A 13,074-nucleotide genomic window follows, 5' to 3' on the forward strand; every position below is an offset into this window, starting at 1 on the left:
CCCTGTCGGCCACAGGTTGGGCAGACGTAAGGCCGTTCTAACCACGGGCGTACCCTGGTGTTCGCCGAAGAATCCAATGCAGCGAAAGCAAAGGGGTGCCGGAGTGTCCGGTGTCGCACCCGACGGGCGCAAGATGCTGCGCCTGGAGGTCCGAAACAGCCAGACCCCCATCGAGCGCAAGCCGGAGTGGATCAAAACCCGGGCGAAGATGGGCCCCGAGTACACGAAGATGCAGAAGCTCGTGAAGAGCGAGGGTCTGCACACCGTGTGCCAGGAAGCCGGCTGTCCGAACATCTACGAATGCTGGGAAGACCGCGAGGCGACCTTCCTCATCGGCGGCGACCAGTGCACCCGGCGCTGCGACTTCTGCCAGATCGACACGGGCAGGCCCGAGGCCCTGGACCGCGACGAGCCCCGCCGTGTGGGCGAGTCCGTGGTCACGATGGACCTGAACTACGCCACGATCACCGGCGTCGCACGTGACGACCTGGAGGACGGCGGCGCCTGGCTGTACGCGGAGACCGTGCGCCAGATCCACGCCCAGACCGCCGAGCGGGCGACCGGCGCCACCAAGGTGGAGCTGCTGATCCCCGACTTCAACGCGGTTCCCGAGCAGCTCGCCGAGGTCTTCTCCTCGCGCCCCGAGGTGCTCGCGCACAACGTCGAGACGGTGCGGCGGATCTTCAAGCGGATCCGCCCCGGTTTCCGTTACGAGCGCTCCCTGGAGGTCATCACCCGGGCCCGTGAGGCCGGTCTGGTGACCAAGTCCAACCTGATCCTCGGCATGGGCGAGACCCGCGAGGAAGTCAGTGAGGCGCTCCAGGACCTGCACGACGCGGGTTGCGAGCTCATCACGATTACGCAGTACCTGCGGCCCACCCCGCGGCACCACCCGGTCGAGCGCTGGGTGAAGCCGCAGGAGTTCGTCGAGCTGAAGGACGAGGCCGACGCGATCGGCTACTCCGGCGTGATGTCGGGGCCGCTGGTGCGCTCCTCGTACCGCGCGGGCCGTCTCTTCAAGCAGGCGATGGAGGCCCGGGGCGCGACCGTCGCGTGAGCGACCGTGGCCGCCCAGGCCGTGTGAATCCGCGCACAAGAAGCTACTGAACAGTAATGGCTGATTCGACGCGGCCCGTACGCTCCCCGCAGGTCCGGGGCCCGTATGGGCCGCGTCGGCGTGCGCGGCGCCGAAATCTGGGTTTCATTGGTGTTTGACCGACCGGTCATGCACTGGTAACACCAAGCAGTGACCCTAGGTACACATACAGCGGCAGCCCCCGAGGCCGCCGCAGTCACTGCTTCCCGCTACCCAGTGCGCGCCGGGTGCGCGCATCCGCTCCGAGGGGGAACGACCACGATGCACGCCGCGCCGGTACGAGCCAACGCGATCCCGTCCGTCACCACCGCACTCCGCGCCGTCGAGTCGCTGCTGATGAGCAGCGGCCAGCGCACCGCCCGCCGGAACGCCTGGACGGCGGTCCTCGAAGACCGCCGCAGGGCCAAGGACCGGGTCGAGGCACAGCATGTACTGGAGGCTGTGGCCGACCGCCGTTCCTAGGCCGGTCCGGGGCCACGTAAACTTCAATACATGGCGAGGAAGGCAAACACCACTGAAGGCGCGGACAGCGCCGAGAACGCGGGGCGGCTCAAGCAGATCGCCCTGACCTACAAGATGACCAGGCGGACCGACCCCAAGATCGGTCTTGTCGTCGCGGGTGTGGGAATCGTCACCTTCGGTGTCCTCCTCGCGATCGGCTTCTTGATCGATCACCCGGTCTACGCGGGCATCCTGGGCTTCGTACTGGCCCTCCTCGCAATGGCGATCATCTTCGGACGACGTGCCGAGCGCGCGGCCTTCGGGCAGATGGAGGGACAGCCGGGCGCTGCGGCGGCCGTGCTGGACCGTGTCGGCCGCGGCTGGAGCACGACTCCGGCGGTCGCGATGAACCGCAGTCAGGACGTCGTCCACCGTGCCGTCGGCAAGGCGGGCATCGTTCTGGTCGCCGAGGGCAACCCGAACCGGGTGAAGAGCCTGCTGGCTGCGGAGAAGAGGAAGATGGCCCGGATCGTGGTGGACGTGCCGGTGCACGACATCATCGTCGGCGACGGCGAGGGCCAGGTGCCGCTCAAGAAGGTGCGCACCAAGATGCTGAAGCTCCCGCGGGTGCTGACGGGCGCGCAGGTCACCGCTGCCAACGACCGGCTGCGGGCCATGGGCGACCTGATGAGCAACATGCCGCTGCCGAAGGGCCCGATGCCGAAGGGCATGCGGATGCCGCGCGGCGGAAAGATGCGCTGACGTACTTCGTACGGAACGAGGGCGGCCCCGGACGTGATCGTCCGGGGCCGCCCTCGTTGCTCCGGCGCTCTCGGGCCCCCGCCTCAGATGCGCACCTGGACGGCACGGGCCAGCCGGTCGTGGAGACCGCGGCTGTCGCGGTCCCAGACCAGGGCGGGGATGACCAGGAGCAGCAGTACGGTCCGGACGATCACCCGCCCGGTGCCGAGCCGACCGCCGCCCTCGGCGACGACCCGCAGGCCCAGGATGCGCTTGCCCGGGGTGGAACCGATGGTTCCGACCGTCAGCAGGCTCAGTACGAGGAAGACGGCCAGCGCCCAGTTCCCGGCCGCCTGTTGGTCACCTTGAGCGAGCAGCCCGTATGCGATCACCATGCACACGGTCCAGTCGATGAAGAGTGCCCCGAAGCGCCGGCCGAGCGGGGCCACGGCCCCCGGGCCCTCCTGGGGCAGACCGAGGCGCTCGCCCCGGTAACCGAAGTCGGCGCCCATCTCCTCGGCCGCCGCGCGTGGCCCCGAGAGCCACGATCCGATTGCTTGCCTGTTGTCCACCCGTCCACGGTACTGCGCCCGTGTTTGCACCTGGCCGGGCGGGGCACTGATAAACGTCGCTGAGGTGCCGCTGCCGCCCGGCCTGGTTAACTTGGGCGAAACAAATGGGTCATGCTTGAGAAATCCTGCCTGCCTATGGTCGGGTCCAGCGTGTGCCACCGCACTGGCCGCACGAAAGAGCTGCAACCCCGCCCTTCTCCGGGTCGGGAGTAGGAGGAGTTGGATGTTCCAGAACGCCGACGACGTGAAGAAGTACATCGCCGACGAAGACGTCAAGTTCATCGACGTCCGGTTCTGCGACCTGCCCGGTGTGATGCAGCACTTCACCATCCCGGCGGCGGTCTTCGACCCGAACGAGGAGCTTGCGTTCGACGGCTCGTCGATCCGCGGTTTCCAGGCCATCCACGAGTCCGACATGGCGCTCCGCGCGGACATCTCGACCGCCCGCGTCGACCCGTTCCGCCGCGACAAGACCGTCAACATCAACTTCTTCATCCACGACCCGATCACGGGCGAGCAGTACAGCCGTGACCCGCGGAACGTGGCCAAGAAGGCCGAGGCCTACCTCGCCTCGACCGGCGTCGCCGACACCGCGTACTTCGGTCCCGAGGCCGAGTTCTACGTCTTCGACAACGTCCGCTTCCAGACGTCGGCGAACGAGAGCTTCTACCACATCGACTCCGAGGCCGGAGCCTGGAACACCGGGTCCGAGGACAACAACCGCGGCTACAAGGTCCGCTACAAGGGCGGCTACTTCCCGACCCCGCCGGTCGACCACTTCGCCGACCTGCGTGCCGAGATCTCCCTGGAGCTGGACAAGAACGGCCTCCAGGTCGAGCGCCAGCACCACGAGGTCGGCACCGCCGGCCAGGCGGAGATCAACTACAAGTTCAACACGCTGCTCGCCGCGGCCGACGACCTGATGCTCTTCAAGTACATCGTGAAGAACGTCTCCTGGCGCAACGGCAAGACCGCGACCTTCATGCCGAAGCCGATCTTCGGTGACAACGGCTCGGGCATGCACGTCCACCAGTCGCTGTGGCAGGGCGGCACGCCGCTCTTCTACGACGAGCAGGGTTACGCCGGCCTGTCGGACATGGCCCGCTACTACATCGGCGGCATCCTGAAGCACGCCCCGTCGCTGCTGGCCTTCACCAACCCGACGGTGAACTCCTACCACCGCCTGGTCCCGGGCTTCGAGGCCCCGGTCAACATGGTGTACTCGCAGCGCAACCGCTCCGCCGCGATGCGTATCCCGATCACGGGCTCCAACCCGAAGGCCAAGCGCGTCGAGTTCCGCGCCCCGGACCCGTCCTCGAACCCGTACCTGGCGTTCTCGGCCCTGCTGATGGCCGGCCTGGACGGTGTGAAGAACAAGATCGAGCCCCCGGAGCCGATCGACAAGGACCTGTACGAGCTGGCCCCCGAGGAGCACGCGGGCGTCCAGCAGGTCCCGACCTCGCTCCCGGCGGTCCTCGACGCCCTCGAGGCGGACCACGACTACCTCCAGGCCGGCGGCGTCTTCACGCCCGACCTGATCGAGACGTGGATCGACTACAAGCGCACGAACGAGATCGCCCCGATCCAGCTGCGCCCGCACCCGCACGAGTTCGAGCTGTACTTCGACATCTAGGAAGGCCACAGGTCAGAGTGGGTTTCCACTCGCCTGGGCCGTCTGTGGGCCGTCGGCCGTGTTCTTCCCCTCTCGGAAGACACGGCCGACGGCCTTTTCTGCGGTCGGCATCTGAGGTCCTATTTCGACCAGCCGTTGGAGCTGTCGCGGTACCTGGCTGCGGAGCGTCCGGTGGCGGATGGTGAGCTGTCGCAGGAGCAGCCGGGGAAATCTTGTCGGCATTGGTGCAGGCAATGGTGGCTGGTCCACCGGCGCCGCCGCAGGCAGCCCCATCGGTGGTCGTCTCCTCGTCGCCGGGACAGCAGGGCACCTGAGGTTTGCGGGTTGTTGCCATAGATGCCAAGGAGCGAACCGCCAAGCGGGTTTCAGCCCGGTCGCCAGGCCTCCCCTGCCGGGGGGAGCGTCCACAGCGTCCGCCGGTCTCTCCCCTGAGAGTCGTCTTGACCTGCGGTGATGCTCTTAGGAGGTGGGGTCTTGCGGACGCTGGCGGACGCTATACATTTTGTTTAGCGTCCGCAGTATCTGCGCAGGTCAAAGGTGACGCGAATACGGATGCGGACGCTGTCTTCTCTCAACTCTCTAGTAAGAGGGGCGGTGAGAGCCAAGCGGAATGACAGCCCGCCCCTGAAATGCCTCGGAGAACTCCCCGTGAGGGACGGGGCCGGGCATCCTCAAGCACCCATGCCCTTGCTGCTCGGTCGTGGCTACGGACGGCATTTCAGCAGGGGGCGCTTTCGCGGGAGCAGGCACCGCGTCGGGAGCGTTGCTCAAGACCTGTGGATCGGTGTAGGGGGACGCGCGAAGGGCGTATCTTCCCGAGTGATCCTGTGACGGTCATCGAGTAGGCCGACGTTGGCGCGTCGGTCGGGAAGGCACGCCGCGTGACCGACCAGCCCTTCGACGAGGAGCCCCCCGAGCACCTCCGCTACCGCAGCTACCTGCAGGATCTGGAAGATGTCTCGGAGGCGGACGAGGCCACCCTGGTGGCCACCGTCCTGCACGATCCGCACGTATCGATGGCGGAGGCCGCAGTCAACCGCCACCTCGAGCGTCGGGTCGCCCACCTGCTGACCGACCCGGCGTTCACCGCTTGGGCCCACACCTTCGCGACCGTAATCGGGGACCGCCCCTTCCTCGCCCGTCGGCTGCGCGAGTGGACCCTGCTCAGAGCAGTCGCGCTGGATGAGCCATGGACCGCAGAGGAGCTCACCACCGCATCCGACTGGTTCCAACGCACGGCCACGTTCGTACTCGTCGTCACCTCACATGAGGCCCTCAGCCTGCTCGCCGAACGGGGACGAACCCGCCGCGTCCGGAACGCAGCGAGCCGCCGACTGCAAGATTTGGATCAACGCCAATCCGACACGATCCACAAGTCTTGACGATTCCTCCGCGTCGGTCCTGCACAAGCAAGAGGAGTACCACCCCCGCCGGGACGTGCTCCTCTTGTTGTTCGACGGGTGCAGCGTCGCGGGAAGAGACCATCCCTCCGGCAGGTCTGGATATCGCTCGTCGTGGCGACCGAGGTCCTGCCGCTGCTCGTCAACGCGTGCTCGGCGGAGTGCGTCGGTGCGCTGCCGGCTCCGGCGGAGGGCTACGTCACCACGCCGCACCGCGGCGGGCCGGATGCCGGCCGGCCGTCGACGCACTGCTTAGGGCCCGGTGAAGGCCCGCCGGGGTGGGCGGGCGGCGGGCTGAGCCGCAACGGCCGCTCGCCGCCCGCCCGTTGTCAGCCCGCCAGCAGCTCGCGCAGTTCCGCGACCGCCTCGCGGAGGCGGTCCGCGAAGGCGTGCATCTGGGCGGCCACGGGGAGCGGGGTGCTCAGGTAGAGGTTGAAGCGGTCGGGCAGCAGGACGTAGGCGATGCCGATGCACTTGCTGCTCGTGGAGCCGAAGCCGAAGTACTGGATGTTCTCCGACGGGGCCGAGCTGGTGCTGAGGTAGTCGTCCCGCATCGTGAGCCAGCCCGGTGAGCGGTACAGGGCGGGCTGTTCGGTGATCCCGAGCTCGGCGCCGCGGCGGCGCTGGATGAGTTCCAGCTCCCACAGGTGCTGCTCGGGGGCGTCCCCGACCTGGCATTCCTTCGCACGGGTCACATGGGCGGTCGCGGCGGCGCGGAACGCGGCGCGGCGGGTGTCGCGGTCCGCCGCCGGGTCGTCCATCGCGGCGACGAAGGCCGGCATCTCGGGGGTGACGACGCGCATCGCCTCGGTGCGGCCGTGGCGGAACTGGCGGGTCGCGATCGACTCGTAGGTGGCTCCGAGATGCCCCTTGGCGCGCTGGTGGGCCAGCTGGTAGGCGGCCTGGACGAACGCGTCCGGTGACACGCCGAGCGCCTTGGCCGCGGTGCTGCCGAAGTCGGCGAAGGAGACCGTGCTGGTGGCGGTGGCGGCGCCGTACGCGGCGAACGACTCGGCGGCGGAACGCACCTGGGCCCTCTGGGTGTCGTCCAGCTCGAACGCGAGGGGCTGCGGGACCGGTTGTCCCTGCGCGCGGGCGCCGGACCGGCCGGCGTGCTCCTCGGGCGGGGTGCTGAGCAGCGCGTCGGTGAAGCTGAGGATGGTCGTCCCGTCGAGCTCGCAGTGCTCCACGTTGATTCCGGCCCGGCCGTCGGTGTAGACGACAAAGGAGACGGCCTTGTCGAACCAGCGGTTGCCCCGGTCCCCGTACAGCAGTTCGTCGCAGGTGGCCTTCGTGTCCTCGGGTGCGAAGTCCTCCAGACAGACGCAGAACAGCGCGGTCTCGATGACGTCCAGGGTCTCGGCGTTGCGGGGGTGGGCGAGGAGGGTGTCCCGGGCCGCCGCCCATTCCGCGCGCGCCATGCTGGTGAGGTGGCCGGCCCGGTCCGCCTCGTCCGTGTGCACGTCGGCCTTGGTCACGGCGCGCAGTCCGGCTTCGATCTCGTCGAGGCTGTGCGGGGTGCCGTCCTCACCGAGTACGTCCAGCCGGAACATGCTGCCCCGGAAGAACACGACGATGTGCCGGGCCGTGGAGGGGCCGGGCGCGCTGTCGCTGTACGGGGCGCGGACGGTGTCCAGTGGGACGCCGGGAATACGGGTCGTCGAGAACAGGTACTTGTTCTGCACCATCGACTGCGGCACTCCGCGCTGCTCCACCGGCGCGATGAGGCCCTCGTCCAGCTGCCGCTTGTAGTTGAGCGCCCCGGCGACGAGTCCGGCCGCCCGGTCGAGCTGCCCCTGGCCGGTGTCCTGGAACAGGAAGAAGAAGTTGGCGTTGAGCGCGATCCGGTCCCGGCGGCCGAGGTAGCGGTACGGCCAGAAGGTGTCGAGCCAGCTGTGCACACCCTCCGTGCCGTCGTACTCCTCCAAGGCCGCGTGCAGGACCCGGCCGGGTCCGTCGGGCCGCAGGAAGGCGGCGACCTCGGCCTCGGTGGCCGCCCGCTCCTCGGCGGTCAGGAGCGGTGCGCTCCAGGCGAGGAACCTTTCGCAGCTCGCTTCGAGCGTGGGCAGCGGCACACGCGGAAGGTCGCCCTCCCTGGCGAAGGTGGCGCTGACCGCGACTTCCTGGCTGACGTTCAATTCGGCTCTGCTTTCGGTTGGTGGGAAGGGTGGCGGGTGTCAGTTGGGGCGCGAGAGGTAGAGCTGTGCGTACATCCAGCCTTCCTCCTCCAGGCCCCGCGCATCCACTCCGGCCGCCGCCATGCTGTCCAGCACGCGTGTTTGTTCCTGCGGGTCGGCGAACTTCCTCTGCTTGAAGACGTCGTCGACCCGGACGGTGCGGTATCCGAGCCCGGCCAGGGCGTCCTCGACCGGGTCGAAGGGGAACATCCGCAGGACGAAGTGCGCCATCCAGGGGCGCCGTTCGCCCTGCGCCCGCACGACGCGGGTGAGGGTCCGCTCGGTGACGTAGCCGATGCAGCCCGTCGAGATCACGATGTCCGTCCCGGCGAGCCGGGCATGCTGCTCCGGTGTGGGGTCGTCCCTCTCCAGGTCGGCGTGGACCGTTTCGTCGAGGAATCCGGCAGCGCGGGCGTAGGCGAGTGCGCTGGTGGAGGCGTCCAGGCCGGTGAAGCGGAGGCCGTGGGCGGGGCTGCGGGAGCGGGAGAGGTCACGGTCGCGTGCCAGGAGCTCCTCGTGGGACATCCCGGCGGCGTCGCCGTAGCGCGTGTACAGCTCGTCCATCGTCGCGTCGTACTTCAGCAGGGCGGCGTTGATCCCGTAGGAGCAGCCGATGTCCAGGACGGTCGGGACGGACACCTCCTCGGCCTCCCGGTACTCCTTGATGAGCTTCTCGAAGTAGGGCTTGGCCTGTTGGGGGACGCAGTAGCCGAGGGGGCGGAGCACCTGGAAGTACGTGCGCGGGTCGGGCGCGGTGTAGATGTGGTCGAGCGAGACTTTTCCGTTCGCGTCGAAACGCAAGGGGTTACTCCTCCGTGGATCGCGGGGCGGGGCAGGAACGGTCTGCGCGGACCGCCCGCTAGTCCAGCAGCTTGTCTCCCCGTACGGCCCGGCCTTCGGCGGCCAGGTGCGCGGGCAGGACGCGGCCGAAGAGCTGCCGGGTGCGTGCCACGCTCCCGATGACGCCGGGGTGCTCGCTGTAGGCGAAGATCGCGGAGTGGCGTGCCACGTCGCCCCGTACGGGGCTGACGCGGTGCAGTGAGTAGCGGCCCTTGAAGAGCTGCAGGTCGCCCGGCCGCAGGGGCAGTCGGTCGCCCTCGGTGCGGCCGTCCAGTACGTCGCGGACGGCGTCGAAGTGCTCGTCCTCGGCGGTCCTGATGTTCGGGCAGTACTCGAAGTCACCGCCGGACCGGGCCTGCTGGGTCAGCATGCTCACCGTGTACTCGTTGGTGTCGAAGTGCCACGGGTGCTCCATGCCCGGCCGTACGACGTTGAGGACGAGCCCGGAGAGCGGGTCGGCGAGCTCGTGCAGCCCCGGCAGTCCGAAGCAGTCGGCCACGAAGCGCTGGAACACCTCGTGCGTGTAGAGCCGGCTGATGAGGGCGCCCTCGGGGACGCGGTCGCGCGCGACGAACGCGTTGCCCCGTCGGAAGGTGCGGCGGCCGGGGTGGTCCTCGGGCAGGTCCGCGTCCACGGAGATGTTGTAGACGTTGACGGTCTCGACGTCGAAGTACGCCTGGGATGCGATGGCCGCGCACTCCTGGCGCAGCACGTCGTGGAGCGACGGGCGGATGAAGTCCGGCAGTACGGTGCAGCCGACCGTGGCCAGTTCGTGCCGGGCCCTGTCGATCACCGCCCGCCCCTCGACGCTTCCGGGGTCGGACAGGGGGTAGCGGTCCGTGTCGACCACCTGGTCGAGCGTGATGGCTTGCAGAGTGCTCAATTCGACCCTCTCCACGCGCGCGTCGATAACTCAACTGGGGAGTAACAGAGTTGAAGTTCCCACAGTGCCGTCATGTTGTCTGTGACACGCCACACCTTGACGCCCGTCAGCCGAGATCGATCACCGGGCGGACATGGAAGTCCTCGAACATGTCCTCTCCCCCAGGCCCGTTGAGGAAGTCCGCCAGGGACGGGTTGTGGTTGGCGGTTGCCAGCGGCAGCCACTCCAGGAAGGTGCCGTAACCCCCGCAGACCGCTTCCCCGCCGTCCCCGCCGTATACGGACCCGGGGTCGGATGTCATCTCCGCCGTGTCGTAGACGTCGAAGGCGATACGCAGACCGAAGGCGTTGGGCCGGTGCTGCGGTCCTGGGCCGCTGCCGTACGGCAGCGTGTCCGACGGACAGTCGTTCCCCCAGCGGAACAGCGTCCGCGCGCCCGCCCCGCAGGCGTGCTCCCACTCGTCGGGAGCCGGCAGCCGCAGACCGCGCCCGGCGAGCAGCGCCGGTACCAGGCCCGGGAGTTCGGAGAGCTTCCCGGGCTCCACCGCCATCAGCACGGTGGGCAGCGTGACGGTGCGCCGCGGCGTCATCACGCGCGCCAGGTGGGCCCGTGGGTCCTCGTCGAAGCCGAAGCCGCCGTCGAGGCTCTCCTCCCGGTACGAGACGAGCTGCTCGGGCATCGGCTGCCAGGTGTCCGGATCGAAGCCGACGGTCACCCGGCCCCCGGGTATCAACGCGTATTCCTCACCCGCCCGTTCGACGACGGCGCGGTGCAGGACACCACCGAGGTGCGGGGTGCCGTCCAGCCGGACGAGCCGGCCGTCCACCCGGCGGGCGGCTTCCCCGGCGTAGCGCGTGGCCGCGTCCCGGTCCAGGGCGCGCCAGTGGTCGAAGGTCAGGTCGACGAGTGACATGGCGTGCAGTCTGGCACTGCCTTCCCCCTCACCCGTCTCCCCCTCTCTCGCTCTCTCGCTCTCTCGCAGAAGGGGACATGCCTGTGCCCCCGGTCTCCCGGGGGCACAGGTGCCGGTGTCAGCGGCCGTAGCGGATCAGGGCGCGGACCATGCGGCAGGTGGTGTCGGACGGCGGGTGGATGGCGAGGCGTTCGGCTGTCGCACGGATCCTGTCGTTGTCGGCGCTCGACGGCTGGTAGACGCCCGTGTCGAGCAGGGCTATCGCCAGGCGCATGGCCTTGAGGCGGCGATTGTGGGAGACGTACCACTCGCGGGGCCTGCCCGCGGGGAGCGGCTTCTTCCGCAGCGGCTTGTTCAGCGGCTCGGTCGTGACTGTGGCGACGGCCATCGGCAACCTCCTGGCACAGTGGTGGAACCCTCACGAACTCCCTCCATTTTACTGCCCGCCACTGACAATCGCCCCTGGCCAGAGGCCTTTTCGAGGATCCCTCCCGTACCCTTGGCCCCATGGAGATCTGGATCAACCCCGCCTGTTCCAAGTGCCGCAGCGCAGTCGATCTGCTCGACGCCGAGGGCGCCGACTACACCGTCCGGCGCTACCTGGAGGACGTGCCCTCCCCCGACGAGATCCGGGCGGTCCTCGACCGGCTCGGGCTGGAGCCGTGGGACATCACCCGGACCCAGGAGGCCGTGGCGAAGGAGCTCGGGCTCAAGGAGTGGCCGAAGGAGGCCGGTTCGCGCGAGCGGTGGATCGAGGCGCTGGCGGAGCACCCGAAGCTGATCCAGCGGCCGATCATCACCGCCGACGACGGGACCGCCGTGGTGGCGCGGTCGGAGGACGCCGTACGGGACGCGCTCGGGCGGTGACTCGGGCGGTGAGCGGACGCGTCCCGGGCACTCCCGGCATGAATGTCTGTACCGGCTTCGTCGTCAGCGGCACCGTGGACGGCGCGGACGCCACCTCCACCCCGGACGAGGTCACCGCGCTCCTCGGGAACGGGTACGCGGAGACCTGCCGCAAGGGCCTGTTGCTGCGGTCCTACAGCCTCGCCGAGTTCGCCTGGCAACGGGAGTCGCCGAAGGCACCGTGGCTGGGGCTCCATGTTATGGTCCAGGCCCACCGGCTCGAAGTGCCCCTGCTCGTCGATGACCTGGCGGCAGCACTGGACCGGCTGGGGTTCCCGCTCGTCGAGGTGGCCCCGGACGGGCTGGGGTGCCGGCGCTTCGTACGTGAGGACAGCGGGGTCGGGTTGCTGGTCGACGGGGAGGACGGGGCGGTACTCAAGCTCTCGGCGCCGGCATGGTTCGGGCCGGGGCCCCGGAGCGAGCGGGCCCGCTGGTCGTCGGAGACCCTCCGGAACCGGGTGGCGCATCTGGCGGGGCTCGACCAGGACGAGCGGGAGCGGTGGGCCGTGCGGCGTCGTCCGGAGGAGCCGCAGGAGCGCGCGGCCTGGTGGTGGTTCCTGTGGTTGGCCTCCGGCCGGAGGGACGCCGGGGGCACGGACGAGGAGCGGGCCCGCCGGGCCGGGCTCGGGCTCTGGCTGCTCCGGGAGTGCGAGGCGGCCGGGGCCGTCGGCCGCGTGGAGGCCCTTCTCCGGATGGCCCGGTCCGGGCTGCTGCCGCCGGACGAGACGGTACGCACCTGCCTTGACGGCATCCGGGTGTCCCGGGCCGGCGTGGCGACCCGGGACACCACGGCGTACTCGCGCGAGAACATCACGGTGATCAACCTCTCCCAGGAGGCCAAGCGCCTCTCGCTCGCCACCCGTGAGCACCTGCCCCACGTCCGCGACCCGGAACTGCGGGCCGAGGCGCAGGCCTGGCTGGAGCTCAGGGCACGACTGATGTAGCCGGATCAGCGTTCGTCCGTGCCCGCGCGCTTGGCCGTGGCGAGGGCGATGCGGTTCCAGGTGTTGATCGTGAGGATCAGGGCCAGGAGCCGGGCCAGTTCCTGCTCCTCGAAGTGCGTGGCGGCGCGCTCGTACACCGCGTCGGGCACTCCGGCGTCCGCGACGCGGGTGACCGCGTCCGTGAGGGCGAGGGCCGCCTGCTCCTTCGCCGTGAAGAAGTGCTCCGCCTCCTGCCACACGGCGACCATGTGCAGCCGCTCCTCGCTCTCGCCCGCCTTGCGGGCGTCGCAGGTGTGCATGTGGAGGCAGTACGCGCAGTGGTTGAGGTGCGAGGAGCGGATCTGGACCAGCTCCACCAGGGTCGGGTCCAGGCCCTCGCGGGCCGCCGCGTCGAGGCCGATCACGGCGCGGAACACCTTGGGGGCGGCCTTTGCGAAATTGAGCCGGACGGTGGAGGCGGTGGGGGAGGCGTCGGTGGCGGGCTTGATCTCCGTGGTCGTCATGGGTACGAATCTAGGAGGTTCGGTG

The 13,074-nt window shown here is 69.2% G+C and carries 14 protein-coding genes; 7 read left to right on the forward strand and 7 right to left on the reverse strand.

The features are described from left to right. The first annotated feature begins 103 nt into the window (after positions 1-103). The 3 genes from lipA to OG844_RS10075 all read left to right on the forward strand — a co-directional run bounded on the left by lipA (position 104) and on the right by OG844_RS10075 (position 2,299). A complete protein-coding gene (lipA, locus tag OG844_RS10065) occupies positions 104-1,057 on the forward strand; it encodes a lipoyl synthase (RefSeq protein WP_406389544.1) in 954 nt (317 codons plus the stop codon). Positions 1,058-1,357: 300 nt separating this feature from the next. Further along, complete coding sequence (locus OG844_RS10070; protein WP_329211826.1) at positions 1,358-1,558, forward strand: hypothetical protein; 201 nt, start codon at positions 1,358-1,360, stop codon at positions 1,556-1,558. A gap of 30 nt (positions 1,559-1,588) precedes the next feature. Then, positions 1,589-2,299: a DUF4191 domain-containing protein gene (locus OG844_RS10075; RefSeq protein ID WP_406389545.1), complete on the forward strand. Its 711-nt coding sequence runs from the start codon at positions 1,589-1,591 to the stop codon at positions 2,297-2,299. A gap of 83 nt (positions 2,300-2,382) precedes the next feature. Here OG844_RS10075 and OG844_RS10080 read toward each other — a convergent pair whose 3' ends face one another. Beyond that, on the reverse strand, positions 2,383-2,850 hold the full coding sequence (locus OG844_RS10080; protein ID WP_384609859.1) for an RDD family protein: 468 nt from the start codon (positions 2,848-2,850) through the stop codon (positions 2,383-2,385). A 223-nt stretch (positions 2,851-3,073) separates the two neighbouring features. Here OG844_RS10080 and glnA point away from each other — a divergent pair, with 223 nt between their 5' ends. Beyond that, positions 3,074-4,483: a type I glutamate--ammonia ligase gene (gene glnA / locus OG844_RS10085; RefSeq protein ID WP_351173582.1), complete on the forward strand. Its 1,410-nt coding sequence runs from the start codon at positions 3,074-3,076 to the stop codon at positions 4,481-4,483. 881 nt (positions 4,484-5,364) lie between these two features. Next, positions 5,365-5,865 carry a hypothetical protein gene (locus tag OG844_RS10090; RefSeq protein ID WP_406389546.1) on the forward strand — a complete coding sequence of 167 codons (501 nt, stop codon included), beginning with the start codon at positions 5,365-5,367 and terminating at the stop codon, positions 5,863-5,865. A gap of 347 nt (positions 5,866-6,212) precedes the next feature. Here OG844_RS10090 and OG844_RS10095 read toward each other — a convergent pair whose 3' ends face one another. The 5 genes from OG844_RS10095 to OG844_RS10115 all read right to left on the reverse strand — a co-directional run bounded on the left by OG844_RS10095 (position 6,213) and on the right by OG844_RS10115 (position 11,084). Further along, positions 6,213-8,021 carry a choline/carnitine O-acyltransferase gene (locus OG844_RS10095; protein ID WP_406389547.1) on the reverse strand — a complete coding sequence of 603 codons (1,809 nt, stop codon included), beginning with the start codon at positions 8,019-8,021 and terminating at the stop codon, positions 6,213-6,215. A gap of 39 nt (positions 8,022-8,060) precedes the next feature. After that, the gene (locus OG844_RS10100) at positions 8,061-8,861 is read right to left on the reverse strand and encodes a class I SAM-dependent methyltransferase (protein WP_406389548.1); all 801 of its coding nucleotides are present in this window, start codon (positions 8,859-8,861) and stop codon (positions 8,061-8,063) included. A gap of 58 nt (positions 8,862-8,919) precedes the next feature. Beyond that, on the reverse strand, positions 8,920-9,783 hold the full coding sequence (locus tag OG844_RS10105) for an arpA protein (RefSeq protein ID WP_406389549.1): 864 nt from the start codon (positions 9,781-9,783) through the stop codon (positions 8,920-8,922). A gap of 106 nt (positions 9,784-9,889) precedes the next feature. Then, entirely contained in the window at positions 9,890-10,696 is an 807-nt protein-coding gene (locus OG844_RS10110) for a hypothetical protein (RefSeq protein WP_406389550.1), read from the reverse strand. A 118-nt stretch (positions 10,697-10,814) separates the two neighbouring features. Continuing rightward, positions 10,815-11,084, reverse strand: a complete 270-nt coding sequence (locus OG844_RS10115; RefSeq protein WP_351176071.1) for a hypothetical protein — start codon at positions 11,082-11,084, stop codon at positions 10,815-10,817. Between the two features lie 119 nt (positions 11,085-11,203). Between OG844_RS10115 and OG844_RS10120 the strand changes: the two genes are divergently transcribed. Together OG844_RS10120 and OG844_RS10125 are read left to right on the forward strand one after the other, a co-directional pair. After that, on the forward strand, positions 11,204-11,563 hold the full coding sequence (locus tag OG844_RS10120) for an arsenate reductase family protein (protein WP_406389551.1): 360 nt from the start codon (positions 11,204-11,206) through the stop codon (positions 11,561-11,563). 38 nt (positions 11,564-11,601) lie between these two features. Further along, positions 11,602-12,546, forward strand: a complete 945-nt coding sequence (locus OG844_RS10125; RefSeq protein WP_406389552.1) for a hypothetical protein — start codon at positions 11,602-11,604, stop codon at positions 12,544-12,546. 5 nt (positions 12,547-12,551) lie between these two features. On the opposite strand, the gene OG844_RS10130 is transcribed toward OG844_RS10125, so the two are convergent. Next, on the reverse strand, positions 12,552-13,049 hold the full coding sequence (locus OG844_RS10130; protein WP_406389553.1) for a carboxymuconolactone decarboxylase family protein: 498 nt from the start codon (positions 13,047-13,049) through the stop codon (positions 12,552-12,554). Between the last annotated feature and the right edge of the window lie 25 nt (positions 13,050-13,074).

Source organism: Streptomyces sp. NBC_00887 (assembly GCF_045207585.1).